Here is a 25,964-nt window from a genome sequence, read left to right as displayed (position 1 = left end):
TCATCCATGCAGAAACAAGATTATATGAAATAAAAGGAGTAACCAATGACCGGAAACTATTCAACACGTGAATACCGTGAAAAATTATATGATGATCTTCATGTTCGATTAAGAGATACATTGATTTTGATGTGTTCGATTTTTATTGCCTCTATAGGTCTAAATATGAATTCAACAGCTGTCATTATTGGAGCCATGCTGATTTCCCCTCTTATGACACCGATTGTTGGATTGGGGTTTGGTTTAGCTATTTTTGATACGCGTTTAATCAAGCAATCTCTAGAGGTTTTATTTACTCAAGTATTGGTCAGTTTGCTTGTATCGACTCTGTATTTCTGGATTTCTCCCTTATCTTATGCAAGTAGCGAGTTGATTGCACGAACATCTCCAACCATTTGGGATGTTCTCATTGCTATTGCGGGTGGGATAGCAGGAGTAATTGGTTCAAGGAAAAAAGAAGCAAACAATATCGTGCCTGGAGTAGCTATTGCAACAGCTCTGATGCCACCTATCTGTACTGCAGGCTATGGTTTAGCTAATGGAAATGTACGGTTTTTATCTGGGGCTCTCTATCTTTTCTTGATTAACTGTGTCTTTATCATGCTAGCCAACATTGTTGGAACAAGAATTTTGATGAGAAAAACTCCCTTAAGTTCATTTAAAGAGCTAAACATTAAAATGAAAATTGGCTTGATATCCTTGATTGTATTATTGGTTCTTCCAGCCAGCTATTCAGCAGTCACTCTGACGATGGATCAAGCACGAAAAGAAGGGATCAAACAGTTTGTAGGAAAAGAGTTTTCTAATCATACGGTCATTAATCAAGTCTACAAGTCAAGTAACAATGAATTAGTCTTGACAGTTGTTGGAGATCCGATTTCAGAAGAAGAATTAGAAACAATCCGCCAAAAACAAGCCTCTTACGGTATTCAAACTGTTCAATTGAAAGTCAATCAAGTCCATAATTCGACAAAATTAGATAGTGAGATGACCAAGGAATTTTATGAAACCATTGACAAGTATATCGATCAAAAACTCTCTGAAAAAGATTCACCAAAAGATTTCGTAAAAGAAAATGAGGCAGACAAGGACTGAGGATAGTCAACTTATCTAACTCGAGGAAGCAAATCTTGGGAGGATATCCTATATCCAAAAGTTAGTGGATAGAAAGGATCGTTGATGAGGCTGCCATTTGTGGTGGTTTGACTAATCACTACTAGTCAGGTAAATAAAGTATAAAAAAAGCAACAGCTGAAATAGCTGTTGCTTTTTAGGTGGCTGAGATTTTGTCCCAGATTATATGGTTTATTTTTCAACACGAGATTTATTTGCAATGTCTGCAAGAATCAATTCTACAAATGCATCTACTGGCATGGTTTCTGTTTCTTTTTGACCATAACGGCGAACGTTTACGGCTTGCCCTTCCATTTCCTTGTCACCAACGATCAATTGGTAAGGAATTTTTTGAGTTTGAGAAGCACGGATCTTGAACTGCATTTTTTCATTACGTTCATCCACATCGGCACGAACACCACGGTCACGGAGTTTCTTAGCTACTTCCCAAGCGTAGTCTACGTGTTTTTCGTTAGAAACTGGGATAAGAGTCACTTGGTGTGGGGCAAGCCATGTTGGGAAGGCACCCTTGTAGTTTTCAATCAAGATAGCTGTGAAGCGTTCCATAGTTGAGATAACACCACGGTGAATCATAACTGGACGGTGTTCTTCACCATCAGCTCCGATATATTTAAGGTCGAAGCGTTCTGGAAGCAAGAAGTCAAGCTGGATAGTAGAAAGAGTTTCTTCTTTACCAAGGGCAGTCTTAACTTGGATATCCAATTTTGGTCCGTAGAAGGCTGCTTCCCCTTCAGCTTCAAAGTAATCCACGCCCATCTCGTCAAGGGCTGCACGAAGCATAGTTTGAGCATTTTCCCACATCTCATCGTTATCAAAGTATTTGTGAGTATCTTGAGGGTCACGAAGAGAGAGGCGGAAGCGGTATTCGTTTAGGTTGAAGTCTTCATAAACATCGATAATCAACTGAAGAGCACGTTGGAATTCTTCTTGGATTTGTTCAGGAGTTACAAAGAGGTGACCGTCGTTAAGAGACATTTCACGCACACGTTGGAGACCAGTCAAAGCACCTGATTTCTCATAGCGGTGCATCATTCCGATTTCAGCGATACGGATTGGCAACTCACGGTATGAGTGTACATGGTGTTTAAAGACTTGGATGTGGTGTGGGCAGTTCATTGGACGAAGAACGAATTCTTCACCGTCACCCATGTCCATAGTTGGGAACATATCTTCTTGGTAATGATCCCAGTGACCAGAAGTCTTGTAAAGCTCTACAGAAGCAAGTGGTGGAGTGTATACGTGTTGGTAGCCAGAAGCCAACTCTTTATCGACGATGTAGCGCTCCAACTCACGACGGATTGTCGCACCATTTGGCAACCAGAATGGAAGACCTTGACCAACTTCTTGAGAAATCATAAAGAGGTCAAGCTCTTTCCCAAGTTTACGGTGGTCACGTTCTTTAGCTTCTTCACGCATTTGAAGGTAGTTCTTCAAGTCTTTCTTGTCGAACCAAGCTGTACCGTAGATACGTTGCATCATAGCGTTGTCGCTATTTCCACGCCAGTAAGCACCAGCTACGTGGAGAAGGTGGAAGATTTGGATGCGGCCTGTTGAAGGGACGTGAGGGCCACGACAGAGGTCTACATACTCACCTTGACGGTAGATGGTCAAGCCACCCTCGTCTTCTGAGTGCTCTTCGATCAATTCCAATTTATATGGGTCGTTCTTGAAGATTTCACGCGCCTCGTCTTTAGTCACTTCTTCACGGATAGATGGGAAGTTTTCTTTAACGATTTTTTGCATTTCTTCTTCGATGCGAGGAAGGTCTTCGTTAGAGATTTGACCCGCTTGGTTATCTGTATCGTAGTAGAAACCATCTTCGATAGCTGGACCGACACCCAAATGAATGTCTGGGAAAAGGCGACGAGCTGCTTGGGCAAATAAGTGAGCAGCTGAGTGACGCAAGATATCAAGAGCGTCTTCGTGATCAGGTGTCACGATTTCGATGCTTCCGTCTTCAGTAATAGCACGAGTGGTATCAATCAATTTGCCGTTAAACTTACCAGCAAGAGCCTTTTTAGCTAGGGAATTGCTGATAGATTGGGCAATTTCAAAAGTTGTAACGCCAGATTCGAATTCACGAACAGCGCCATCTGGGAATGTAATTTTGATCATGGTTTTCTCCTTATATTAGTTATCAATTATTTTTATAGCAGAAGTGTTTCCCTATTTTGCAGTCTTAAATCAAGAAAAACAAAAAGCGACCTCCTCAAAAGGACGTCGCAACGTGGTTCCACCTTCATTTATGTTCCTCAAAAAAGAGGGACACCTCTGATTAGCTCTAACGTAGCCACCGTTTTATGTTTGCATAAAAGTTAGTAGAGTAGTATCAGTTTAGACTTCCTATGCGTTCTCAGCAACCACGCACTCTCTAAAAGAAAGATTCTAAGTGACTTGTCTCTATGCATTATTATAGCATGATTGCGAGAATTTTCAAGGATTTTGTGAAAGTTTTTTGTTTTTCAGTTTTTGAACCAGATACTTGATAGTGGCACCAATAACTGTACCTAGTAGAATAAGAATTTCATAGGCTAGGAAATAAACAATGATAAATTCTCTGAAAGGAATGATAGTAAAGCCATAGAGTAAGCAACTACCTAAAAGCCAATGTAGTGAAAAACCAAATCGGTAGCTATAAAGAAGAGAGACTATAAAAACTACAACAGGCGAAATGATGAATATATTTAAAAGATAGAGCTCCGTTAGTTTTGGATTCTGTAATAGTAGTATAAATAATCCATAAAGTGGACAATAAAAGAAAAATACGACCAGATAGTAGGGGAGATATTTGAAGAATTTACGCATGGTCAATCACCTCACTTTTCAAGCTATCACCTTAGATATCCTTCCTATAACTATTATAGCACTTTTGAGATAAGGATAGTAAATCTGTTGACAAAGTCTCGGCTTCTTGGTAGAATAAGAACTGTCGTAAAGACAAATAACTTCTTCTTGGTTACAGGCACGCCAACCTGTCACTCGGATGAAGCCAAATAAAAAGGAGAAACATCATGGCAATCTCAAAAGAGAAAAAAAATGAAATCATCGCACAATATGCACGTCACGAAGGTGACACTGGTTCAGTAGAGGTTCAAGTTGCTGTCCTTACTTGGGAAATCAACCACCTTAACGAACACATCAAACAACACAAAAAAGACCACGCTACTTACCGTGGATTGATGAAAAAAATCGGTCGCCGTCGTAACTTACTTGCATACTTGCGTAAAAACGACGTTAACCGTTACCGTGAGTTAATCAACTCTCTAGGACTTCGTCGCTAATCTTGCGTCTAAAACGTTTCTATACTTCGTTGGCTTTGCCTCGATGTACCATCAGTACAATCTTCGGCTTGCCGCCTAGTCTATAAACGTTTTATCCAGCAAGAATCAAGCTCTCTGACTTCAGGGGGCTTTTTATTTTCTGCCAAGTGCTTAGGCCGTGTTCAATTAACAAGATACAAAGGCCGTCAAAAGCACAAAGCAAAAATAGAAAAATTGACGAAGAAACTTCAGTTTCTAGGAGATTTTATCTTTTTTGCCAAGTGCTTAGGCCGTGTTCAATTGAGCACATCTTGAAAATAAGGCTACTCTAGTTGAGTAGCTTTTTATTTTTGTCACCTTACCTCGATATACTCAAGTATAATCTTCGGTTACGGTTCCTAGCACTGTAAGGTAAAATAAACCAGATCATCTCCCTTCGGGGAGATTTTTTAGTTTTACTAGGATTTTAGCCCGAGCTCAAATTAGCTCTCTGGTATTAGAGGGCTTTTTTGTGTATCTTTCTAGTCTTGTTCCTGATTTGGAAATGTGGTATACTAATTATGAAAATTGTCTAAATTTTTAATATTTGATTAAGGGAGGGTTTCATGCTTTCCAAATTTTCTGGAAGCCATCAAAACCTGCGATATTTTTTTCTCCTTGCTATTTTGCTCGGAGCGCTGGGAGTCTCTCTGTTTTTAGCTGTTTCGATGGGTTCTGTTCAAATTAGTTTGAGTGATACCTATCGGATTATATTCAGTAAGATGGGAGCTCCGTTGGATATAGGAGACATTTCGAAGTCAACACTTGCTATTGTTTGGAATATGAGATTGCCACGGGTCTTTCTAGGTTTGATAGTTGGTGCGGGTCTTTCTATGTGTGGTAGTGTCATGCAGTCAACAGTCAATAACCCCATTGCTGAACCTTATGTGTTAGGGATTTCAGCTGGGGCAACCTTTGGGGCAACGCTGAGCATTATTCTCGGATTTAAGGTCATGATTGGTCTTGGTTCATTCCTTGGAGCGCTTTTGGCAACAGTTGCAGTCCTTCTGATTGCTGCCATGCAAGGCAGGATGACAACTTCTAGCCTCATTTTATCAGGGACGGTGGTCAATGCACTCTTTTTGGCTTTTTCAAATTTTATTATCTCAATCGGTGCCAATGCTGATAGTGTCATGACTATCAAGTTCTGGACCATGGGTTCTCTAGCAGGAAGCTCCTGGGCTCACTTAACCCTGCCAACAGTAGTTGTGGGAGTAGCCTTTTTGTTTTTCTCGACCCAATATCGTGTTTTTAATGCCATGATGATGGGAGATGAGGCAGCCTTGACTTTGGGAATTCCTCTACGTTTTTACTGGTATCTCTATGTGGCTATTGTGGCTGTGCTGACAGCTATCTTGGTATCAACCTGTGGGATTATCGGTTTTGTAGGTCTGATTACACCTCATCTAGCCCGAAGTTTGGTTGGTACAAACTACAGAAGGCTTTTCCCGATAGCAACCTTGCTCGGTGCTCTCTTTGTTATCTGGGCAGATGTTCTTGCCCGTGTTTTGATACAAAATGCTGAGCTGCCGATTGGTATATTCACAGCCCTAGTAGGTGCACCTTTCTTTATCTACATGGTTGCAAGTAGACGAAGGGAGGTGAGAGTCTGATATGGACTTAATGTGTCAGGATATTCACTTTGGAATTGGAGAAAAAAAGATTCTCAAAGGAGTCTCACTTAAACTGGAGGGCAACCAATTTCATACTATTTTAGGACCCAATGGCAGTGGGAAGACCAGCTTGTTGAAACTCCTCTATCGACAGGAAAAGCCTGATCAGGGTTTGATTTCTCTAGATGGGAAACCACTGGAACAAATGAGCCTGAAGGAAACGGCAAAACATATGGCCGTCATCACGCAGTTTAATCAACTCCAGTTTGATTGTACGGTTGAAGAAATTGTTATGCTGGGTAGAACGCCCCATCTCTCTTTCTTACAAAAGGAAAAAGAAAAAGACTTTGCCTTGGTTGAGGATGCTCTAGTCAAGGTAGATATGCTCGAAAAGAGAAGTCGTCTCTACTCTTCTCTATCAGGAGGAGAGAAACAACGTGTTTTATTGGCACGCGCCTTGGCCCAAGAGCCGACACTCTTGCTCTTAGACGAACCGACCAATCATTTGGATATCAAGTACCAGCTAGACTTGTTAACCATTGTCAAACATCTCCATATCAATGTGTTAGCCGTCTTGCATGATATTCAGCTAGCTTGTCGCTATTCAGACTATCTCTATCTGATGAAAGAAGGAGAGATTGTTTACCAGGGTACTCCAAAAGAGACCATCACACCCGAGTCTTTGCAGGCTGTCTATGGTGTTCAAAGTAAGATTACTTGGACAGAAGATCAGCAAGCCATGATTCACTATTTATAAACATTAAAAAGGAAAAGAAAAACATGAAAAAAACACTTAGTATTTTGCTCCTAACAGTAGCTACCTTATCTTTGGCGGCTTGTAGCAACACATCTAAAGAAACAGCAACTGCACCAGCTACAACAGAAGCTAGTCAAAAATCTACTACAGAAACAAGCTATCCTGTAACCATCAAAACATACGATGCCAAAGGAAACGAAGTCGAGCAAGTCTTTGAAAAGGCACCTGAAAAGGTCATCACCAACAACCTTTCAACAACTGAAATCCTACTTGAACTCGGTTTGAAGGATAAAGTTGCTGGTATGCTCAATCCTGATAATGCTGTAACTGGTAAATACAAGGATGCTATTGAAGCTATCCCTCACATTGGCGATAAAAAATCTGTCTCACAAGAAACAGTTCTTTCTTATGAACCTGATGCCTTGATGGGACGCAATATGATGTTCTCTGAAAAGTCAATGGGAACTATTAGCGCTTGGAATGAAAATAAAATCCCAGTTTATACGCAGAAAGCTTCACTATCAAACATCCAACAGGATTTGGGAAATATTGTAGAAGACGTGAAAAATCTTGGTACTATTTTCAATGTTCAAGACAAAGCTAATCAATACGCAGAGCAATTGCAAGCTAAAATCGATGTGGTTAAAAAAGCCAACCCAGAAACACAGGGTGAAAAGAAAAAAGCTTTAATTATGGTTGCCTACAATGACGAAACCTTTGGTGCCTACAAATCAGCCCTCCAAGAAAGCCTGCTTAACCAACTTGGTTATACCAATGTCGCAACGGGAACATCTGGCTTAACCTTGGAAAATCTAGTATCAATGGATCCAGAGTTGATTATCTATGTAACTAGCGATCGCAACAAAAAACTGGATGAAAAAGCAGTGGATTTGATGAAGGCAAATACTGTTTTGGAAAATGTGCCAGCAATCAAGAATCAAAAAATCATGACCATCTCTTACGATGAGTTGATGGACTACGGTCCTGCAGTGATTGATTCCCTTGAAAAAATCAATGACTTTATCAAGAAATAAGAAGTTTAACTGGGAAGGAATTCAGGTTAGGGTCACCCTTCCTTCAAACTATGACTCTAAACAAGCCTACCCAATTGTACTTCTAAACGATGGGGAACTGGACTATTTAGCAGACCTATCTCAATCTGTGATTTTAGTAGGTTTAATTCCAGAAAATCGTCTGGATGACTTTACACCTTGGCAGGCTGTTGCTTTGAAAGAAGGGGCACCAGATTTTGGTGGGAAGGTAAATGCCTACCATGAGAAGCTCTTTCAAGGAATTTTAAAAATTCTAAAGAAAGACTACTTGATTGATGAAAATAGGATTGCATATGGTGGTTATTCACTTGGTGGTCTTGCTGCTATCTATAGTCTCTATAGTAGTTATCTTCCTGTGACCTGTATCTTTTCTGTCTGTGGTTCTTTCTGGTATCCAGACTTTACAGAATTTTGTAGGGAACATGACCTGATACAGAGTCAAAGTCTTATTTATCTGCAAAATGGTCAGATAGAAGGTGCCAATCATTCCAATCGCCTGTCTAAGGCTCCGATGTTTGCAAGGGAACTACATAACCTGATTTCAGAAGCAGTTCCCACAACATATTCTACATTTGATGCTTATGGGCATCATGAAGCTCTTAACGAACGCTATCATCAGTTTTGTGATTGGCTAAGAGAGCAGTGGGTTCTCAAGTGATCTTATAACACTCCTTGTTCATGGTAACTAGGAGTGTTTCTCTTGTATGCTTGTCCTTGGAATTTTCAAGCGATTACCCTTGACGGAAATCTCTCCCTGTAATAAACTAAATTATGGTATAATGAGAAGATAGATAGAATCGAGGAAATTATGTCATTTACACAATTTAAATTTAAGAAATATATAGAAAAAGCTTTGGAAGAGTTGAAGTTTACGACGCCTACCGAAGTGCAAGAAAAGTTGATTCCTATTGTTTTGGCAGGTCGTGACTTGGTCGGTGAATCAAAAACAGGTTCAGGGAAAACTCATACTTTCTTACTTCCCATTTTCCAACAATTGGATGAGGAGAGCGATAGTGTTCAAGCAGTGATTACTGCGCCAAGTCGCGAGTTAGCAACTCAGATTTATCAAGCGGCTCGTCAGATCGCATCACATTCAGATGTTGAGATTCGTGTTGCCAACTATGTTGGTGGTACAGATAAGGCTCGTCAGATTGACAAATTAGCAAGTAATCAACCACATATCGTTATCGGGACGCCAGGTCGTATCTATGACTTGGTCAAGTCTGGTGACCTTGCTATTCACAAGGCTAAGACCTTTGTAGTAGATGAAGCTGACATGACCTTGGATATGGGATTCTTGGAAACAGTTGATAAGATTGCAGGAAGTCTTCCTAAGGACTTGCAGTTCATGGTCTTTTCAGCAACCATCCCACAAAAACTGCAACCATTCTTGAAAAAATACTTGTCAAATCCTGTCATGGAGAAAATCAAGACCAAAACAGTCATCTCTGATACTATTGATAACTGGTTGATTTCGACTAAAGGTCGTGACAAGAATGCTCAGATTTATGAGTTGACTCAAATCATGCAACCGTATCTTGCCATGATTTTTGTCAATACAAAAACTCGTGCGGATGAATTACATACATACCTAACAGCTCAAGGCTTGAAGGTGGCTAAGATTCATGGAGATATTGCTCCTCGTGAACGCAAACGGATCATGAATCAGGTGAAAAATCTTGATTTTGAGTATATCGTAGCAACTGACTTGGCAGCGCGTGGGATTGACATCGAAGGTGTCAGCCACGTCATTAACGATGCTATTCCACAGGACTTGTCCTTCTTTGTCCACCGTGTCGGACGTACTGGACGTAACGGTCTGCCAGGTACAGCTATTACCCTTTACCAGCCTAGTGATGACTCTGATATTCGTGAGTTGGAGAAATTAGGAATTAAGTTTGTACCTAAGGTGGTTAAAGATGGAGAATTCCAAGACACTTATGACCGAGACCGTCGTGCCAATCGTGAGAAGAAACAGGAAAAACTGGATATCGAAATGATTGGCTTGGTTAAAAAGAAAAAGAAAAAAGTTAAACCAGGCTATAAGAAAAAAATCCAGTGGGCGGTCGATGAAAAACGCCGTAAAACCAAGCGTGCTGAAAGTCGTGCCCGTGGACGTGCAGAACGTAAAGCTAAACGTCAAACATTTTAAACATCAAACAGTAAAACCACTTGGTTTTACTGTTTTTTTATAGTTCTACATCGGGATTGACAGAATTCATCAGTATATGATATTGGGGAAATGATCATTTAATCAGAACATTCTTTTAATTTTCTGAAGTTTATAATATACTTAAATTAAAAGTAGATTATTGGAGAAGGTAAATGAAAATAAAAATGAAAGACTTTATTGCTGGAATTGGTGAAATAAATGTTATTGTTTATTTGATATATGTGTGTACTGGTCTCGCTCCTCTCTTTCATATATTGATTATTGGTTCAGAAGTGACTACTGGAAAAATAGTTTTAACTATCTTAGGCGTACTTTATGCTATCTTTTTAACGATTGCTAGAATTTATCGAAAGTTTTTCTGGTAAGAATTATCATGAAATATTAAAATCCCATCAGAAATTCTCTGATGGGATTTTAGCATTTACTGTTTATAAATCATTCCCACTCAACGGTTGCAGGTGGTTTACTTGTAATATCGTAGACGATGCGGTTAACGTGATCAACTTCATTTACGATACGAACTGAGATTTTTTGGAGAACTTCCCAAGGAATCTTAGCGAAGTCAGCTGTCATTCCATCGATAGAAGTGATGGCACGGATGGCGATGGTATAGTCATAAGTACGACCGTCACCCATAACACCTACTGAACGAACGCCAGTGTTAACAGTGAAGTATTGCCAGATGTCGCGGTCAAGACCAGCCTTAGCAATTTCTTCACGAAGGATAGCATCTGACTCACGAACAGTTTCAAGTTTTTCTTCAGTGATTTCACCCATGACACGGATAGCAAGTCCTGGTCCTGGGAATGGTTGGCGCCATACGATGTGATCTGGCATACCAAGTTCAGTACCAAGGGCACGAACCTCATCCTTGTAAAGAGTGTTGAGTGGTTCGATAAGCTCAAACTGCATGTCTTCTGGAAGACCACCCACATTGTGGTGAGACTTGATGGTTTGTGCAGTATCCGTACCTGACTCGATAACGTCTGTATAGAGTGTTCCTTGAGCAAGGAATTTCACATCTTTAAGTTTGCTTGCTTCGTCATCAAAGACATAGACAAACTCGTTACCGATAATCTTACGTTTTTGTTCTGGATCAGACACGCCAGCCAATTTATCCAAGAATCGTTTGGCAGCATCTGCTTTGACAATGTTCAAACCAAACTTACCACCAAGCATATCCATCACTTGGTCAGCTTCTCCTTTACGAAGAAGACCGTGGTCTACAAAGATACAGATCAATTGATCGCCGATGGCTTTTTGGAGGAGAACACCAACAACAGAAGAGTCAACACCACCAGAAAGTCCGAGAAGGACACGTTTGTCTCCAACTTTTTCACGGATTTGTTTGATTTGCATCTCGATAAAGTTATCCATGGTCCAGTCACCTTTGGCACCACAGATATTCAAGGCAAAGTTACGAAGGATATCATAGCCGTGAACTGAATGACGAACCTCTGGGTGGAATTGGATACCATAGATTTTCTTGTCCGGATTTTCAATGGATGCATAAGGACAGTCTGCAGAAGTTCCAGTACGAACAAAGTCAGCAGGAATTTCTGTAACAGCATCACCGTGGCTCATCAAGACAAGTTGCTCATCTGGAGTACCCGCAAAAAGAGCTGATTCTGTGTGAGTCAATGTTGATTGACCGTATTCACGGTTACCAGCATCGCCTGCAGGAACAACCTTTCCTCCAAGTTTGTGAGTCAAAAGCTGCATACCATAGCAGATCCCCAAAATCGGAATTCCAAGTTCAAAAATCTCTGGATCAATATCAAACGATCCTTCTTCGTAAACAGAGTTTGGACCACCTGAAAGTACAATCCCGATAGGATTGATAGCACGGACTTCGTCAGCCGAAATCTTGTGACTTTTTAGTTCTGAAAAGACACCAATCTCACGGATGCGGCGTGAGATAAGTTGGTTATACTGGCTACCATAGTCCAGTACGATGATCTTTTCGACATCTTGCAAATCAGTTGAAATGTTGGTCATCTTTTCCCTTTCTTAAAAGAAATATCTTCTTGAATATTCTATCATAAAAGGGGTAGAATTACCAACCAAACAAGTGCGGTTTGACTTTTCCCCATGAGTTACGGTACAATGGAAAAAATAAAGAAAAGAAGTGATCAAGCATGTTACCAGCTTATATGAAAATCCACGACCAAATCAAGAAAGACATTGATGAGGGAAGTTGGAAAATTGGGGAAAGACTTCCAAGTGAGCGAGATTTAGCAGAAGAATTTGCCGTTAGCCGCATGACCTTACGTCAAGCAATCTCTCTTTTGGTTGAAGAAGGGGTTTTGGAACGACGTGTAGGTAGTGGGACCTTTGTTTCAAGTACACGTGTTCAGGAAAGAATGCGTGGAACAACTAGTTTTACGGAGATTGTTAAAGCTCAAGGAAAAACTCCGTCTAGTCACTTGATTTCTTATCGTCGAACCATTCCAAATGAGCAAGAAGTGGCTAAACTAGGTTTACTGCCAACTGATAATATCATTCGTATGGAGCGTGTTCGCTATGCCGACAAAGTCCCTGTTGTCTATGAAGTGGCGTCGATTCCTGAGAAATTTATCAAAAATTTCAAAAAAGAAGAAGTAACCAAGCACTTCTTTCAAACTTTACAGAAACATGGTTATCGAATTGGGAAATCGCACCAGACTATTTATGCCCGCTTGGCCAAGGAAAAAATTGCTCATTATCTGGAAGTAGAAAAAGGGCATGCCATTTTAGGTCTGACTCAGGTTTCTTACTTTGATGACGGGACAGCTTTTGAGTATGTAAAGAGCCAATATGTTGGGGAACGTTTTGAATTTTATCTAGAAAATAATTAAGTGTAACATCTCTCTTAAAGTAGGAAATCCCTCTTACTTTAAGAGTTTTTTATTTGGTTGGGATTAGAAAACATTTTCCTATGAAGAAAAATAGTAATCATACGAGTATTTTTCAAAGATTCGTGTTATAATAGATAGGTTATATGGTCCCGATAAGGTGGTGGGATTGATTGTAAATACTCTTCCTACCAGTTCTTTGTAACTCTATAACGAATATTTTTTAAGGGGGGACATTTTTATGTCAGAACGTAAATTATTCACGTCTGAATCTGTATCTGAGGGGCATCCGGATAAGATTGCAGACCAAATTTCAGATGCTATCTTGGATGCTATTTTAGAGCAAGATCCAGAGGCGCACGTTGCTGCTGAAACAGCTGTTTATACTGGTTCAGTACATGTTTTCGGTGAAATTTCAACAAATGCTTATGTCGATATTAACCGAGTGGTTCGTGATACTATTGCAGAGATTGGCTATACCAACACTGAATACGGTTTTTCTGCGGAGACGGTGGGAGTTCACCCATCTTTGGTAGAACAATCTCCTGATATTGCTCAAGGGGTTAATGAAGCCTTGGAAGTTCGTGGAAATGCAGACCAAGATCCACTAGACTTGATTGGAGCTGGAGACCAAGGTCTCATGTTTGGTTTTGCGGTGGATGAAACAGAAGAACTCATGCCATTGCCAATTTCACTCAGTCACAAATTGGTTCGTCGTTTAGCAGAGCTTCGTAAGTCTGGTGAGATTAGCTATCTTCGTCCAGATGCCAAATCACAGGTCACTGTTGAGTATGATGAAAATGACCGTCCAGTGCGCGTGGATACAGTTGTTATTTCAACCCAACATGATCCAGAAGTGAGCAATGAGCAAATCCACCAAGATGTGATTAACAAGGTTATCAAAGAAGTCATTCCAGCTTCTTACCTGGATGATGAGACTAAATTCTTTATCAATCCAACAGGTCGTTTCGTTATCGGAGGACCTCAAGGAGACTCTGGTTTGACTGGTCGTAAAATCATCGTGGATACCTATGGTGGTTATTCACGTCACGGTGGTGGTGCCTTCTCTGGTAAGGATGCGACTAAGGTGGACCGTTCAGCTTCTTATGCAGCTCGCTACATTGCTAAAAACATTGTTGCTGCAGGTCTTGCTAAGAAAGCTGAAGTGCAATTGGCTTACGCGATTGGGGTGGCTCATCCAGTATCTGTTCGTATCGATACTTTCGGTACGGGAACAGTCGCTGAAAGCAAATTAGAAGCAGCAGCGCGTCAAATCTTTGACCTTCGCTCTGCAGGAATTATCCAAATGCTTGACCTCAAACGTCCAATCTACCGTCAAACAGCGGCTTATGGACATATGGGACGTACAGATATCGACCTTCCATGGGAACGCTTGGACAAGGTAGAAGCCTTGAAAGAAGCAGTTAAGTAAAATCAAAAAAAGATTGGTGTAATGACCAATCTTTTTTAGTTTATAATTACTTATCCAGGATTTTTACAAAAGCCCAGTTTCCAATTGATTTTGCTCCATATTCCAACATCATCGAATCCAGTAATTCATACTTGTTTTTTTCATAGAAGCACACATTTTTTTCAGTACTAGTAATCAAGCCCAAGCGTTTGCAGCCTTTGGATTTAAGATAAGGTTCAACACCTTCTTGTAGAAAAGCACTCCCGATTCCTTGGTTTTGACTAGAAGCGTTGACTCCTAGCATCATCAAGTACCAGTCAAAATTTCCTGATCTTTTTAAATGCTGTTCGGAACGTTCCACCAAATCAAGATATTTCAAGAGATTGTGCGGAGTAATAAAACGGAAAAGCTTGACAATCCCATTTAATAAATAAGATAGAATAGAAAAATCTTTCTGTTGTAAAAGGGCGACTGCTAGGATTTCTCCGTCTCGTTCAGCGACTAGACAAGTCTCTCCCTTGATGTAGAGTCTGGTCAAAAGGCCATCCAACAATTCTAGAAAGGCTGGGTAATATTCTGGTTTCTTTAAATCATCTTTGATAAGAGTCATGAAAGGGTAGTCCATAAAGGCACCAGCCAACACTTTCCCGATTTTTTGGTATTCATCTAGCCTGGCTTCTCTATATACTATTTCTTTCATATCATACTCCTTCATTAAAATCTCTCTATCTATTATAACTAAATTTCTCTCATTTTTCGATTGAAATGTGAAATATTCACAAAAAAGCTTTAGCAACAATAATTATTTTAAGAACTTAAATAAGAAAAGGGATTAAAAAACCCCGCAGTTTTAACTGTAGGGTAGATTAATTCTATTTTGTAGGGATTGAAATCTCAATCAATTTATCAGAATAGAGGGTTTTGATATTTGCTTCATCAACAGCTTGTTTATCAATTTTACGATTTAAAAAGAATTCTTGGATTTTCTCAATTTCTTTTTCACGGATTGCACGATGTTTATTGGAAATGAGGATTTCGTAATGAAGCGGAGCCTGAGTAAAAATAACATCTGTATTTCCCGCAGAATAAACCTCTACAAGCGTTGCGTCAGTGCTTTCTAGCTGACTTTTAACAAGTTGCGAGTGTGAATTTGTAGTATTGATAAGCTTCATAGGGTTTCCTCCTGTATTTCTATGTCTATTATAGCACTTTTTGGGAAATTTGGTAAAGATAGTTTAAATTTGATGTTGTTTTTTCCAAGCTTCGATCGCCCATTTGTGACTTCCACGTTTTAAGTTAGTAATAGCTTCATCGATTGGGAACCAAGCTAGATGATTGAAGTCTTCGAGAGGTTTTTGAATTTCTTGGTAAGAAGTAGCTTCGTAGAGATAGGCTGGATTGTAGTAGTAGGTATCACGATGGCTGGAATAGAAATATTCATCTGCTTGTCCATAATAGGTACCAATTTCAGCAGTAAATCCTAATTCTTCAATCAGTTCTCGTTTGAGAGCTTCGAGATGGTTTTCGCCTGCTTCAATCTCCCCACCAGGTAAGAACCATGCACCATTTGGAGCTTGTACGAGGATAATCTTTTCATGGTTTGCATCTGGTATGACTGCATAAACGCCATATCTATTTTTGTAGGTTACTCCCTCTTTTTTTTCTCCAAATGTTGGATTTGTCATAACATTCTCCTTCGTGAGTGCGCTTTCTTTCTATAATAGTAAAGAATGCTCTCACTGTCAAGCAAGAACATTCTTTTGTATATGAGGAACTAGTCGTTTGACTCGACCTTTTCCGTTTTATTTTTGGACTTAATCACGATTTTACCTTTACTTGTCATGACTGCCTTGAGGTCTTTTTCACTTGGATTTTCAAGGTAGTAGTCTGTAATGGCATCTTCGATATAGTCTTGGATGGTACGACGGAGTGGGCGAGCTCCCATTTTTGGATCGTAACCAAGGTCTACAAGTTTTTCCTTAACCTTATCTGTTACATCTAAGTGGATGTTATTGCTTGAGAGACGTTTATTCACATCATCCAACATAAGGTCAACGATTTGAAGGAGATTTTCCTTGCTGAGAGCCTTAAATTCAATAATACCATCAAAGCGGTTCATGAATTCTGGACTAAAGAAGTTGCCTAATTCTCCAAGGACAGAGTTGGTACGACCTTCTCTAGCAGCACCAAATCCAACGCTAGCTTCAGCTTTTCCTGTACCTGCATTTGAGGTCATGATAATGATGGCGTCTTTAAAGCTAACGGTACGACCTTGCCCATCCGTTAAACGACCATCATCCAAGACTTGAAGGAACATATGCATGACATCTGGATGGGCTTTTTCAACTTCATCCAATAGGATCAGTGAGTAGGGGTTACGACGAACCTTTTCAGTCAATTGTCCAGCCTCATCATAACCGACGTATCCTGGAGGAGCACCGACCAGTTTAGCAACACTGTGTTTTTCCATGTATTCACTCATATCAAAGCGAATCATGCTATCAGCAGAACCAAAAAGCTCAATAGCTAGTTGTTTAGAAAGTTCTGTTTTACCAACACCAGTAGGACCAACAAAGAGGAAGCTACCAATTGGACGGTTTGGAGTGCCTAGACCAACACGGTTACGACGGATAGCCTTAGCAATCTTATCAACAGCATCGTCTTGACCGATAACATGAGCCTTGAGGTCATCTGCTAGGTTGATCAGTTGAGACTGTTCTTTTTCTTTCAAATCACCAACTGGAATATTAGTTTTTTGTTCAATGATGTGTTCAATCGTCTTTTCACTGATGATTGGAGTATCCTGATCCGTTACCTTAGTCTTTTGCATTTCCTTATATTTGGCAATCTGGTCACGGAAGTAGGCTGCTTTTTCAAAATCTTCATCTCTAGTAGCTTGAGCCTTGAGATTTTCCGCTTCGATTAAGCGTTGGTCGATGACCTTGGGATCCACAAAATTCAAGGTTAAGTTCATTTTAGAACCAGCTTCATCTAGAAGGTCAATTGCCTTATCTGGCAAGAAACGATCTTGGATGTAGCGGTTAGAAAGAGTAGCAGCCGCTTCGATAGCCCCGTCAGTATAATGAACGTGGTGGTAATCTTCGTATTTCTTTTGAATACCTTTAAGAATAATAATAGTCTCTTCCACAGTTGGTTCATCAACTTTGACAGGTTGCATACGGCGCTCAAGGGCTGCATCCTTTTCGATGATGCGGTATTCATTGAGGGTAGTAGCACCCACTAACTGAAGTTCGCCACGAGATAGGGCTGGTTTGAGGATATTGCCTGCATCCATATTCCCATCTCCGGCAGAACCAGCACCGACAATCTCGTGAATTTCATCGATAAAGAGGATGACATCTTTGCGCTCACGAATTTCTTCCATGAGTTTTTGCATGCGCTCTTCGAACTGTCCACGAATTCCTGTGCCTTGAACAAGACTCACGACATCTAGGCGGATGACTTCTTTCCCTTGAAGTTTGTGGGGAACATCACCGTCTACAATTTTCTGTGCTAAGCCTTCGACAACTGCTGTCTTACCAACACCAGGCTCCCCAATCAGTACTGGGTTGTTTTTAGTTCTACGGTTGAGGATTTCAATGACACGGATGATTTCTTCATCACGACCGATAACTGGGTCGACATTTCCACGACGGGCAATCTCAGTTATATTGATACCATACTCATCCAAGAGTCCTTTTTCTTGACTAGGAGGAGGTGTTTGAGCTGGTCCACGTTTTTGGGAACCATAACCCCCATTACCACCGTATCCACCACCTGACTGGGTTGGAGGAACATTATTATTAGAAGAAGGTCTAAAGTTGTTTAAATCATTGAAGAAGTCTCCAAATGGATCAAAATCGCGATTGTTTAAATCCGTAATGCCTTTGAATAAGCTATTGTTAGGATCTGTTTTGATAATTTTGTAGCAATTTTGGCAAAGATCAATTTGCTTTTGTTGCCCATTAAGATTAGTGTAAAGATGAATCGTTGAGTCATTGATTTTACAATTTTGACAGAGCATACCTCTACCTCGTTTCTTTCTTGGCTTTGACTAAAATAGAAAGGTCAAAAATAGTCAAAGTTCTTTAGTCTCATTATATCATGATTAAAGGGGAAAGCAAGCAAAAAGATTGCTTGTTACAATTAAACATTCCAGGCAATTCTTACTAGACTTTAGTGATAAAAATAAAAATCCCATTTGTCATGCAAAAAGGATTTTCATTGGTCAAAGCAGGAGTATTCTCCAGCCCATATTCAACTATTAGTATAAAAGTTCGTAGATTTCCATCGCAATGAGGTCGATGCTATCAAATGTATATGTTTCACGAGCTTCAACGTCACGAAGTGTAAAGAGTGGTCCGTTTTCTTCGTCGTGGTTAAAAGCAACCTCTGCGACAACAACTCCTTCGCGCTCAAAGTTACGTTTCAAGTTACCACCATCTTTAGTCATTGCTTCTAAGCGATTGATGATTCTAACCAAATGTGATTCCATTTTGATTCTCCTCCATTTCTTATCTTTACTATTTTACCATAAACAGACTCTACTTGACTAGAAAAAAACTAAGATTTCTCGCTATTTCTCTCGTCTTTGAAAATTTATTGAAAATATTAGAAGAAAACGTTGTATTTTTATGCAAAATATGTTATCCTTATACAAGTTTTAAGTTTAAATATTAAAAACAGAAAGTAGAGTATCCATGAATTTTTCTTTTTTACCGAAATATCTACCGTATTTTAACTATGGTGCCGTTGTAACAATTATCATATCTATCTTGGTGGTCTTCTTGGGGACCATTCTAGGGGTACTGTTGGCCTTTGCGCAACGTTCAAAGATTAAGCCACTTGCTTGGTTTGCTAATCTATATATCTGGGTCTTCCGTGGGACTCCGATGATGGTGCAGATTATGATTGCCTTTGCCCTGATGCATATTAGTGCTCCAACGATTCAAATTGGGATTTTAGATGTTGATCTTACTCGTTTGATCCCAGGGATTATCATTATCTCTATGAATAGTGGTGCCTATGTATCAGAAACTGTTCGTGCTGGGATTAATGCAGTGCCAAAAGGACAATTAGAAGCAGCCTATTCACTAGGGATTCGTCCTAAAAATGCTATGCGCTATGTTATTTTGCCACAGGCTATCAAAAATATCTTGCCTTCTTTAGGAAATGAGTTTATCACTATTATCAAAGATAGCTCGCTCTTGTCAGCTATCGGGGTTATGGAGTTGTGGAATGGAGCTACTACAGTATCAACAACCACTTACCTGCCTTTAACTCCACTTCTATTCGCAGCCTTTTACTACTTGATTATGACATCTATCTTGACACTAGCCTTGAAAGCTTTTGAAAATCGTATGGGACAAGGAGATAAGAAATAATGACTGAAACACTAATAAAAATTGAAAACCTTCATAAAAACTTTGGAAAAAATGAAGTTTTAAAAGGAATTGATCTTGAAATCAAAAAAGGGGAAGTAGTGGTCATTATCGGCCCTTCTGGTAGCGGTAAGTCAACCCTTCTTCGCTCGATGAATCTCCTCGAAGAGGCTACAAAAGGAAAGGTTATCTTTGAAGGTGTAGACATTACGGATAAGAAAAATGACCTTTTTGCTATGCGTGAAAAGATGGGAATGGTTTTCCAACAATTCAATCTCTTCCCAAATATGTCAGTTATGGAAAACATTACACTTTCTCCGATTAAGACTAAGGGAGAAAGTAAGGAAGTGGCTGAAAAGAGAGCGCATGAGCTCTTGGAAAAGGTTGGTTTACCAGATAAGGCAAATGCCTATCCACAAAGCTTGTCGGGTGGGCAACAACAGCGTATCGCTATCGCGCGTGGTCTAGCTATGGAACCAGATGTTTTACTATTTGATGAACCAACTTCTGCTCTAGACCCTGAGATGGTAGGGGAAGTACTAGCGGTTATGCAAGAACTTGCTAAGTCAGGTATGACCATGGTCATCGTAACACATGAGATGGGCTTTGCGCGTGAAGTAGCAGACCGTGTTATTTTTATGGCTGACGGTGTAGTTGTCGAGGATGGAACACCTGAGCAAATTTTTGACCAAACACAAGAACAAAGAACCAAGGATTTCTTGAGTAAGGTTTTGTAAAATATCGTTTATTAGAAAAGCTCCAAGAGGGCTTTTTCTTATAGTTTCAGACTATAGGGTATCTTAGGTAAGAAGTGTTAGAAGGTCGAGCGATTTTTTGTTATAATAGAGGATATTTGTTAGAAAAGAGAAATACATGACACAGATTATTGATGGGAAGGCTTTAGCAGCCAAGCTACAAGGACAACTGGCTGAAAAAACAGCCAAACTAAAGGAAGAGACAGGCTTGGTTCCTGGTTTGGTGGTTATTTTGGTTGGGGACAATCCTGCTAGCCAGGTTTACGTTCGTAACAAGGAACGTTCAGCTATCGCAGCGGGCTTCCAAAGTGAAGTTGTACGTGTTCCGGAGACCATTACTCAAGAGGAATTGTTGGGGTTGATTGCCAAATACAACCAAGATCCATCTTGGCATGGGATTTTGGTCCAGTTGCCATTGCCAAAACATATCGATGATGAAGCTGTTTTATTGGCTATTGACCCTGAAAAAGATGTAGATGGTTTTCATCCGCTCAACATGGGGCGTCTTTGGTCTGGTCATCCAGTGATGATTCCTTCAACTCCAGCAGGGATTATGGAGATGTTTCATGAGTATGGGATTGACTTAGAAGGTAAAAATGCAGTCGTTATTGGTCGTTCAAATATCGTTGGTAAACCAATGGCCCAGTTGCTTTTGGCTAAAAATGCAACTGTAACCTTGACCCACTCTCGCACCCACAATCTAGCCCAAGTAGCTTCTAAAGCCGACATTCTTGTAGTAGCAATCGGCCGTGCTAAGTTCGTGACTGCTGATTTTGTCAAACCTGGAGCAGTTGTCATTGATGTGGGGATGAACCGAGATGAAAATGGCAAGCTCTGTGGAGATGTTGACTACGATGCTGTTGCACCAGTCGCTAGCCATATCACACCTGTACCTGGTGGAGTAGGACCTATGACCATTACCATGCTAATGGAGCAGACCTATCAAGCTGCTTTAAGAACGCTGGATAAAGACTAAGTATACTATGAAAAATAGTTGAGATAGTAATATCTCGACTTTTTATTTGCTGTGAAAATACTTTTTTAATTGAAGCTTCTTTCTATTATTTTGTAGTATAATGAAGTAGAGGTGATTAGATGATTGTAAAAGTTTGTAATGCAGATTTTAGTCTCCAGTGGGACGGGATATATCAATTTGCTCTTGAAAACTATCCTCAGATTAAAGAATGGGAATTGGAGAAGCTAGCAAAGTTTATTGCTTACGAACAGGACCATCATCGTCAGACCATTGTGGAATGTGAGAATCATGAATTAAATATACAAATTCATGATTACTTGCAAGAGCATAGCTATTTTCCTCCGTACAGGCCAAGTCATTGGCTTGTAGCTTCTACCTATGATATCCATAGGAAGTTGGTTACTTCAAATTATTGTAGTCATACTTGTACAGTTGAGGTGGCTCAGGCTATTTTTCAGATTGGAAAACTCATGTCGGCGGTAAAAGTATTTGGTAAAAGTGGGGCTGAGTTAGTTACAGATAGTCGTAATGCAGCTTCTGATCCAGCAGACTATTTTGACTATATTATGTTCGGATGGTCTAATACGACTTCGGGTTATCGACTCGCTATGGAGCGTTTGTTAGGACGGGCACCGTCTGAGGAGGAATTGCAAGAAATGTTCATTCCTGGCGTTAGTTTTCATTTTCTGTATGAAGAATTAATTCAAGCACCAGGTTATATGTTTGATGGCTATCATGTTGCGAAGGTAAGAGACAGTTTAGATTTGGATACCTTTCTTCATTTGTGTGTTATTCCTTCAAAAAATAAGGCTTGTTTTGAAGGTTTGATTCCTTGTCAATTACAAGATAAAGTGATTTACCTAGACTATGAGGGAGAAGGGTTACAGGCTTGGAATACTAAGGTTAATCAAGTACTACATGGTACGGATAAGTTGAAGGAGTAGTGTATGAAAGACATTAATCAAGCTCTACTAAAAAAAGTGATCATCGATCGTCCTCGTTCTAGTCATAAGGGAGACTATGGGCGTCTGCTCTTGATAGGGGGGACTTACCCCTATGGGGGTGCGATTATTATGGCAGCCCTCGCAGCGGTTCATAGTGGAGCGGGCCTTGTCACGGTTGCGACAGATCGCGAGAATATCCCTGCCCTCCATAATCAGCTACCTGAAGCCATGGCATTTGCTGTGACGGACCAAGAATTATTGACTGAGCAAATCGCAAAAGCAGGGGTTATTTTGTTGGGGCCGGGTCTCAAGGACAATGAGCTAGGAGCGCACCTTGTAGAGCTAGTTTTTGAAAGGGTTCAACCTCATCAAGTGCTCATTCTAGATGGTGGAGCCATTAGTCTCTATACCCGTTTAGCTTTGCCTCTCCCTCAAGCTCAATTAGTCTTTACCCCTCATCAAAAAGAATGGGAGGCCATGTCCAGGCTAGCAATCGAAGACCAAGGGGAAGAAGCAACAAGGCAGTCTCTGTCCCAACTTCCTCCAGCGAGTATTCTGGTCCAAAAGGGTCCCCAGACCAAGATTTGGCAACAAGGGCAAGCTGATTATTACCAACTATCGGTTGGCGGTCCCTATCAGGCGACTGGGGGCATGGGGGATACTCTGGCTGGGGTGATTGCTGGCTTTGCAGGCCAATTCCCACAAGTTAGTCTCTATGAAAGAGTGACAGTAGCGACATATCTGCATTCAGCAATTGCCCAAGAACTAGCTGAGAACAATTATGTAGTTCTGCCAACCACGATTAGTCAACATATTCCTGCATTCATGAAGAAAATACAAAAAGACACCTGATTTTTTCAGGTGTCTTTTGACTATTAGAAGAGGCCTTTGACCTTATCTACAAGACCGTCAAGCCCTTCTGAACCTGAAACCAATGCTTGCGCTTGGCTAAGGTAGTCCCCTAGTTGATCCTTGTTTTCTTCAACAAATGTTTTTGCTGCAGAAAAATCTTTTTTCTCGACGAGTTCTTTTACTTGATTAAATAAATCCAATGGGTTCATGAATTTCCTCCTTTTCTACCATTTTATTCAATCATTTTTGTTCAAATCTTGCAAGAAACTTGACTCTTCAAATAAAGTTCATGGGTGTCAAATGATGTAAATTTTGATATAATTTTTAGTGATGAATTTTAGAAATGATCGGTATGTGGTTGTAGATTTAGAAGCAACAAGTACCGGAAGCAAGGCAAAAATCATCCAAGTGGGAATTGTAGTCATTGAAGATGGTGAGATTGTTGAGCAATATGCCACTGATGTCAATCCACATGAACCCTTGGATTCTCATATCAAAGAATTAACGGGATTGACTGATAAGCGTTTAGCAAAGGCTCCAGAGTTTTCCCAGGTAGCTGGAAAGATTTTTGAGTTGGTCAAAGACGGTATTTTTGTTGCGCACAATGTTCAGTTCGATGCCAATTTGTTGGCAGAATTCTTATTTTTTGAAGGTTATGAATTGCGCACGCCTCGTATCGATACGGTTGAATTAGCTCAAGTCTTTTATCCTCAACTTGAAAAGTATAATCTTGGAATTCTTTGCCAAGAGTTGGGGATTCCACTTGAGCAAGCTCATACAGCCCTTTCTGACGCCCAAGCAACTGCAGAACTCTTTCTTTGTATGAGACAAAAGATGTTTCAACTTCCAAAAGGTTTGTTGGAGCGCTTATTAAGTCTGTCTGATAGCTTATTGTACGAATCATACATGGTCATCGAGGAAGTTTATCAGAAACAGTCTCTCTTAGTTGAACATGACTTGGTAGAGGTGCAAGGTCTATTTTTAAGAAAAGAAAAATCAGCCCTTTCTCCACGAAAACTGTCTAAAGATTTCCAAACCAATATTGCCTTGCTAGGGTTGGAGGAGAGAAACTTGCAAGAACGCTTCGCACAAAAGGTTCAAGAGTGCTTGCAAGGGGAAGACACTTCTTTTATTCAGGCTCAAACTGGGATTGGAAAAACCTATGGCTATCTCTTGCCAGCCTTGTCTCTTGAGAATGAAAGTGGGATCCTACTTAGTGTTCCAACTAAAATCCTTCAAAATCAGGTAATGCATGAGGAGGCTAAAAAACTCGAAGAGATTTTCCATATCTCTATTCATAGTCTCAAAGGACCACAGAATTACCTGAAGTTGGATGCTTTTCATGCAGCACTAGAGGAAGAAGAGTCCAATCGTTTGTATACGCGTTTCAAGATGCAACTCCTAGTTTGGCTGACTGAAACGGAAACTGGAGACTTAGACGAAATTGGTCAACTTTATCGCTACCAGCAATTTTTACCAAACTTGGTGCATGATGGAAATCTTCATAAAGATTCTCTCTTTTGGTTAGAGGATTTTTGGAGACGTGGTCAGGAAAAAGCGCGTTCTTGTAAGTTGCTAGTGACCAATCATGCTTACCTCGTTACTCGACTTGAAGATGATCCGAGTCTTTTAGAGGGACGTCTCTTGATTTTGGATGAAGCCCAGAAAATCTTGCTGACCTTGGAAAATCTTTCTCGAAAATCTTATTTGCTTACAGATTTGCTAGAACAATTAGACCAAGCTCTATCGAGGGAAGAAGGTATGCTTCAAAGACGCTTGCTAGAGAGTATTCGTTTTGAAGTTTCTTACCTACTTGATCAGTTTCTATCTGGTAAACGGAAGATGTGTCCAGCTAGTAGCATTGACAAACTCCGACAAGATTTTTCTGAGCTGAATTTACCAGAATTTAAAGATTATCAGAAGTTTTTTGCATCTGAGGGAGAATTTTGGTTATCAGTTTCCGAACTCTCTAGTAAAAAAATCGAGATTACTTCTAGTCGCGATCAGCGTTTGCTATTTTCTCAGATATTTCCAGAATCCTGCCAGCTTCTCGGAATCTCTGCAACCCTAGAAATTAGTAGCAGAGTTTCTTTGCCAGAATTGTTAGGATTCCCGCAAGCAACCATTTATTACCTAGATGAACAGTTTCAGGAAAATCAGGAAATTTTGTTGGTGAATGATTTTCCATTGGTGACTGAAGTTTCGCTTGAGGAGTATGCACAAGCAGTTGTGGAAGTTCTAGAAGATTTGTCCTACCTTGAAGAACCGATTTTAGTCTTATTTACTGCAAAAGATTTATTGCTGCAGGTATCTGATACTTTAAGAATTCCCCATTTAGCCCAATATAAGCATGGGGAACCAGCTCAATTGAAAAAACGCTTTGAAAAAGGAGAGCGTGAGCTCTTACTTGGAGCAGGGAGTTTCTGGGAAGGTGTCGATTTTTCCAGACATCCTCGGGTGATTGAAGTGGTGACACGTTTGCCTTTCCAAAATCCAGAGGATCCATTTGCCAAAAAGATGAATCAAGAACTCCGTCTTGAAGGGAAAAATCCTTTTTATGATTACCAACTTCCTATGGCGATTATTCGTCTCAAGCAAGCGATAGGTAGGACCATGCGCCGAGTTGGTCAACGCTCCGCAGTTTTGATTTTAGACAGCCGTATGTCAAGTAAACGATATGGCAAACAAATCAGCAAGGCCTTGTCTCGCACTAGTCGAGTAAGGAACATTAGCCGAGAGCAAGTATTTGTCAACGTTCAAGATTTTTTAAAGAAACAATGAAA

The 25,964-nt window shown here is 40.2% G+C and carries 25 protein-coding genes and 1 pseudogene; 16 read left to right on the top strand and 10 right to left on the bottom strand.

What is annotated here, in order from left to right; translation table 11 throughout:
- The first annotated feature begins 45 nt into the window (after positions 1-45).
- Entirely contained in the window at positions 46-1,095 is a 1,050-nt protein-coding gene (locus ACWPVF_RS06535) for a DUF389 domain-containing protein (RefSeq protein ID WP_454385278.1), read from the top strand.
- Between the two features lie 210 nt (positions 1,096-1,305).
- Here ACWPVF_RS06535 and thrS read toward each other — a convergent pair whose 3' ends face one another.
- The 3 genes and pseudogenes from thrS to ACWPVF_RS06520 form a co-directional block, all read right to left on the bottom strand.
- Complete coding sequence (gene thrS, locus ACWPVF_RS06530; RefSeq protein ID WP_414307593.1) at positions 1,306-3,249, bottom strand: threonine--tRNA ligase; 1,944 nt, start codon at positions 3,247-3,249, stop codon at positions 1,306-1,308.
- A 69-nt stretch (positions 3,250-3,318) separates the two neighbouring features.
- Positions 3,319-3,446, bottom strand: a pseudogene (locus ACWPVF_RS06525) (AAA family ATPase); the annotation flags it as partial.
- Positions 3,447-3,567: 121 nt separating this feature from the next.
- Positions 3,568-3,939: a hypothetical protein gene (locus tag ACWPVF_RS06520; RefSeq protein WP_225750118.1), complete on the bottom strand. Its 372-nt coding sequence runs from the start codon at positions 3,937-3,939 to the stop codon at positions 3,568-3,570.
- A gap of 206 nt (positions 3,940-4,145) precedes the next feature.
- Here ACWPVF_RS06520 and rpsO point away from each other — a divergent pair, with 206 nt between their 5' ends.
- From rpsO to ACWPVF_RS06485, 7 genes are all read left to right on the top strand, one after another.
- Positions 4,146-4,415: a 30S ribosomal protein S15 gene (gene rpsO / locus ACWPVF_RS06515; RefSeq protein WP_001018251.1), complete on the top strand. Its 270-nt coding sequence runs from the start codon at positions 4,146-4,148 to the stop codon at positions 4,413-4,415.
- Between the two features lie 584 nt (positions 4,416-4,999).
- Positions 5,000-6,046: a FecCD family ABC transporter permease gene (locus tag ACWPVF_RS06510; protein ID WP_454385275.1), complete on the top strand. Its 1,047-nt coding sequence runs from the start codon at positions 5,000-5,002 to the stop codon at positions 6,044-6,046.
- A gap of 1 nt (position 6,047) precedes the next feature.
- Positions 6,048-6,803 (top strand): ABC transporter ATP-binding protein, encoded by a 756-nt coding sequence (locus ACWPVF_RS06505; protein WP_454385273.1) that lies wholly within the window; start codon positions 6,048-6,050, stop codon positions 6,801-6,803.
- A 23-nt stretch (positions 6,804-6,826) separates the two neighbouring features.
- Entirely contained in the window at positions 6,827-7,837 is a 1,011-nt protein-coding gene (locus ACWPVF_RS06500; RefSeq protein ID WP_454385271.1) for an ABC transporter substrate-binding protein, read from the top strand.
- Positions 7,818-8,513 (top strand): alpha/beta hydrolase-fold protein, encoded by a 696-nt coding sequence (locus ACWPVF_RS06495; RefSeq protein WP_454385269.1) that lies wholly within the window; start codon positions 7,818-7,820, stop codon positions 8,511-8,513. Before ACWPVF_RS06500 ends, ACWPVF_RS06495 begins: the two co-directional genes overlap by 20 nt.
- A 150-nt stretch (positions 8,514-8,663) precedes the next feature.
- Positions 8,664-10,007, top strand: coding sequence for a DEAD/DEAH box helicase (locus ACWPVF_RS06490; RefSeq protein ID WP_454385267.1), 1,344 nt, complete (start codon positions 8,664-8,666; stop codon positions 10,005-10,007).
- A gap of 185 nt (positions 10,008-10,192) precedes the next feature.
- On the top strand, positions 10,193-10,393 hold the full coding sequence (locus ACWPVF_RS06485) for a hypothetical protein (RefSeq protein WP_075229568.1): 201 nt from the start codon (positions 10,193-10,195) through the stop codon (positions 10,391-10,393).
- A gap of 70 nt (positions 10,394-10,463) precedes the next feature.
- On the opposite strand, the gene guaA is transcribed toward ACWPVF_RS06485, so the two are convergent.
- Positions 10,464-12,026, bottom strand: coding sequence for a glutamine-hydrolyzing GMP synthase (gene guaA / locus ACWPVF_RS06480; protein WP_075231226.1), 1,563 nt, complete (start codon positions 12,024-12,026; stop codon positions 10,464-10,466).
- Between the two features lie 140 nt (positions 12,027-12,166).
- Here guaA and ACWPVF_RS06475 point away from each other — a divergent pair, with 140 nt between their 5' ends.
- Both ACWPVF_RS06475 and metK read left to right on the top strand, forming a co-directional pair.
- Positions 12,167-12,865 (top strand): GntR family transcriptional regulator, encoded by a 699-nt coding sequence (locus ACWPVF_RS06475; protein ID WP_006153641.1) that lies wholly within the window; start codon positions 12,167-12,169, stop codon positions 12,863-12,865.
- Between the two features lie 238 nt (positions 12,866-13,103).
- On the top strand, positions 13,104-14,294 hold the full coding sequence (metK, locus tag ACWPVF_RS06470; RefSeq protein WP_454385264.1) for a methionine adenosyltransferase: 1,191 nt from the start codon (positions 13,104-13,106) through the stop codon (positions 14,292-14,294).
- Between the two features lie 46 nt (positions 14,295-14,340).
- Here metK and ACWPVF_RS06465 read toward each other — a convergent pair whose 3' ends face one another.
- The 5 genes from ACWPVF_RS06465 to ACWPVF_RS06445 all read right to left on the bottom strand — a co-directional run bounded on the left by ACWPVF_RS06465 (position 14,341) and on the right by ACWPVF_RS06445 (position 18,768).
- Entirely contained in the window at positions 14,341-14,973 is a 633-nt protein-coding gene (locus tag ACWPVF_RS06465; RefSeq protein ID WP_454385262.1) for a GNAT family N-acetyltransferase, read from the bottom strand.
- Positions 14,974-15,145: 172 nt separating this feature from the next.
- Positions 15,146-15,445 carry a DUF1827 family protein gene (locus tag ACWPVF_RS06460; RefSeq protein ID WP_178894750.1) on the bottom strand — a complete coding sequence of 100 codons (300 nt, stop codon included), beginning with the start codon at positions 15,443-15,445 and terminating at the stop codon, positions 15,146-15,148.
- 63 nt (positions 15,446-15,508) lie between these two features.
- Positions 15,509-15,958, bottom strand: a complete 450-nt coding sequence (locus ACWPVF_RS06455; RefSeq protein ID WP_454385259.1) for an NUDIX hydrolase — start codon at positions 15,956-15,958, stop codon at positions 15,509-15,511.
- An 89-nt stretch (positions 15,959-16,047) separates the two neighbouring features.
- Positions 16,048-18,297, bottom strand: coding sequence for an AAA family ATPase (locus tag ACWPVF_RS06450; RefSeq protein WP_454385257.1), 2,250 nt, complete (start codon positions 18,295-18,297; stop codon positions 16,048-16,050).
- 240 nt (positions 18,298-18,537) lie between these two features.
- Complete coding sequence (locus ACWPVF_RS06445) at positions 18,538-18,768, bottom strand: DUF1797 family protein (RefSeq protein ID WP_004253825.1); 231 nt, start codon at positions 18,766-18,768, stop codon at positions 18,538-18,540.
- A gap of 205 nt (positions 18,769-18,973) precedes the next feature.
- Here ACWPVF_RS06445 and ACWPVF_RS06440 point away from each other — a divergent pair, with 205 nt between their 5' ends.
- The 5 genes from ACWPVF_RS06440 to ACWPVF_RS06420 all read left to right on the top strand — a co-directional run bounded on the left by ACWPVF_RS06440 (position 18,974) and on the right by ACWPVF_RS06420 (position 23,181).
- Positions 18,974-19,657: an amino acid ABC transporter permease gene (locus tag ACWPVF_RS06440; protein ID WP_045615436.1), complete on the top strand. Its 684-nt coding sequence runs from the start codon at positions 18,974-18,976 to the stop codon at positions 19,655-19,657.
- Positions 19,657-20,391: an amino acid ABC transporter ATP-binding protein gene (locus ACWPVF_RS06435; protein WP_454385255.1), complete on the top strand. Its 735-nt coding sequence runs from the start codon at positions 19,657-19,659 to the stop codon at positions 20,389-20,391. Before ACWPVF_RS06440 ends, ACWPVF_RS06435 begins: the two co-directional genes overlap by 1 nt.
- A gap of 136 nt (positions 20,392-20,527) precedes the next feature.
- Positions 20,528-21,385: a bifunctional methylenetetrahydrofolate dehydrogenase/methenyltetrahydrofolate cyclohydrolase gene (locus ACWPVF_RS06430; protein ID WP_454385253.1), complete on the top strand. Its 858-nt coding sequence runs from the start codon at positions 20,528-20,530 to the stop codon at positions 21,383-21,385.
- A 119-nt stretch (positions 21,386-21,504) separates the two neighbouring features.
- Positions 21,505-22,329, top strand: coding sequence for a phosphate ABC transporter ATPase (locus tag ACWPVF_RS06425; RefSeq protein ID WP_454385251.1), 825 nt, complete (start codon positions 21,505-21,507; stop codon positions 22,327-22,329).
- 3 nt (positions 22,330-22,332) lie between these two features.
- Positions 22,333-23,181 (top strand): NAD(P)H-hydrate dehydratase, encoded by an 849-nt coding sequence (locus ACWPVF_RS06420; protein WP_454385249.1) that lies wholly within the window; start codon positions 22,333-22,335, stop codon positions 23,179-23,181.
- 23 nt (positions 23,182-23,204) lie between these two features.
- Here the strand turns inward: ACWPVF_RS06420 and ACWPVF_RS06415 are convergent, their stop codons facing one another.
- Entirely contained in the window at positions 23,205-23,390 is a 186-nt protein-coding gene (locus ACWPVF_RS06415) for a hypothetical protein (protein ID WP_006149832.1), read from the bottom strand.
- Between the two features lie 121 nt (positions 23,391-23,511).
- On the opposite strand from ACWPVF_RS06415, the gene ACWPVF_RS06410 reads away from it, so the two are divergent.
- On the top strand, positions 23,512-25,962 hold the full coding sequence (locus ACWPVF_RS06410; RefSeq protein WP_454385247.1) for a bifunctional DnaQ family exonuclease/ATP-dependent helicase: 2,451 nt from the start codon (positions 23,512-23,514) through the stop codon (positions 25,960-25,962).
- Positions 25,963-25,964: the final 2 nt, after the last annotated feature.

The sequence above is a fragment of the Streptococcus sp. Marseille-Q7087 genome (assembly GCF_965111935.1).
This window is presented reverse-complemented; position numbering and strand designations above follow the sequence as displayed.

Excerpts from the sequence above, each read along its gene's own strand:
- ACWPVF_RS06535 (WP_454385278.1), top strand. The coding sequence starts at position 46 with ATGACCGGAAACTATTCAACACGTGAATACCGTGAAAAATTATATGAT.
- thrS (WP_414307593.1), bottom strand. The coding sequence starts at position 3,249 with ATGATCAAAATTACATTCCCAGATGGCGCTGTTCGTGAATTCGAATCT.
- ACWPVF_RS06520 (WP_225750118.1), bottom strand. The coding sequence starts at position 3,939 with ATGCGTAAATTCTTCAAATATCTCCCCTACTATCTGGTCGTATTTTTC.
- rpsO (WP_001018251.1), top strand. The coding sequence starts at position 4,146 with ATGGCAATCTCAAAAGAGAAAAAAAATGAAATCATCGCACAATATGCA.
- ACWPVF_RS06510 (WP_454385275.1), top strand. The coding sequence starts at position 5,000 with ATGCTTTCCAAATTTTCTGGAAGCCATCAAAACCTGCGATATTTTTTT.
- ACWPVF_RS06505 (WP_454385273.1), top strand. The coding sequence starts at position 6,048 with ATGGACTTAATGTGTCAGGATATTCACTTTGGAATTGGAGAAAAAAAG.
- ACWPVF_RS06500 (WP_454385271.1), top strand. The coding sequence starts at position 6,827 with ATGAAAAAAACACTTAGTATTTTGCTCCTAACAGTAGCTACCTTATCT.
- ACWPVF_RS06495 (WP_454385269.1), top strand. The coding sequence starts at position 7,818 with ATGACTTTATCAAGAAATAAGAAGTTTAACTGGGAAGGAATTCAGGTT.
- ACWPVF_RS06490 (WP_454385267.1), top strand. The coding sequence starts at position 8,664 with ATGTCATTTACACAATTTAAATTTAAGAAATATATAGAAAAAGCTTTG.
- ACWPVF_RS06485 (WP_075229568.1), top strand. The coding sequence starts at position 10,193 with ATGAAAGACTTTATTGCTGGAATTGGTGAAATAAATGTTATTGTTTAT.
- guaA (WP_075231226.1), bottom strand. The coding sequence starts at position 12,026 with ATGACCAACATTTCAACTGATTTGCAAGATGTCGAAAAGATCATCGTA.
- ACWPVF_RS06475 (WP_006153641.1), top strand. The coding sequence starts at position 12,167 with ATGTTACCAGCTTATATGAAAATCCACGACCAAATCAAGAAAGACATT.
- metK (WP_454385264.1), top strand. The coding sequence starts at position 13,104 with ATGTCAGAACGTAAATTATTCACGTCTGAATCTGTATCTGAGGGGCAT.
- ACWPVF_RS06465 (WP_454385262.1), bottom strand. The coding sequence starts at position 14,973 with ATGAAAGAAATAGTATATAGAGAAGCCAGGCTAGATGAATACCAAAAA.
- ACWPVF_RS06460 (WP_178894750.1), bottom strand. The coding sequence starts at position 15,445 with ATGAAGCTTATCAATACTACAAATTCACACTCGCAACTTGTTAAAAGT.
- ACWPVF_RS06455 (WP_454385259.1), bottom strand. The coding sequence starts at position 15,958 with ATGACAAATCCAACATTTGGAGAAAAAAAAGAGGGAGTAACCTACAAA.
- ACWPVF_RS06450 (WP_454385257.1), bottom strand. The coding sequence starts at position 18,297 with ATGCTCTGTCAAAATTGTAAAATCAATGACTCAACGATTCATCTTTAC.
- ACWPVF_RS06445 (WP_004253825.1), bottom strand. The coding sequence starts at position 18,768 with ATGGAATCACATTTGGTTAGAATCATCAATCGCTTAGAAGCAATGACT.
- ACWPVF_RS06440 (WP_045615436.1), top strand. The coding sequence starts at position 18,974 with ATGAATTTTTCTTTTTTACCGAAATATCTACCGTATTTTAACTATGGT.
- ACWPVF_RS06435 (WP_454385255.1), top strand. The coding sequence starts at position 19,657 with ATGACTGAAACACTAATAAAAATTGAAAACCTTCATAAAAACTTTGGA.
- ACWPVF_RS06430 (WP_454385253.1), top strand. The coding sequence starts at position 20,528 with ATGACACAGATTATTGATGGGAAGGCTTTAGCAGCCAAGCTACAAGGA.
- ACWPVF_RS06425 (WP_454385251.1), top strand. The coding sequence starts at position 21,505 with ATGATTGTAAAAGTTTGTAATGCAGATTTTAGTCTCCAGTGGGACGGG.
- ACWPVF_RS06420 (WP_454385249.1), top strand. The coding sequence starts at position 22,333 with ATGAAAGACATTAATCAAGCTCTACTAAAAAAAGTGATCATCGATCGT.
- ACWPVF_RS06415 (WP_006149832.1), bottom strand. The coding sequence starts at position 23,390 with ATGAACCCATTGGATTTATTTAATCAAGTAAAAGAACTCGTCGAGAAA.
- ACWPVF_RS06410 (WP_454385247.1), top strand. The coding sequence starts at position 23,512 with ATGAATTTTAGAAATGATCGGTATGTGGTTGTAGATTTAGAAGCAACA.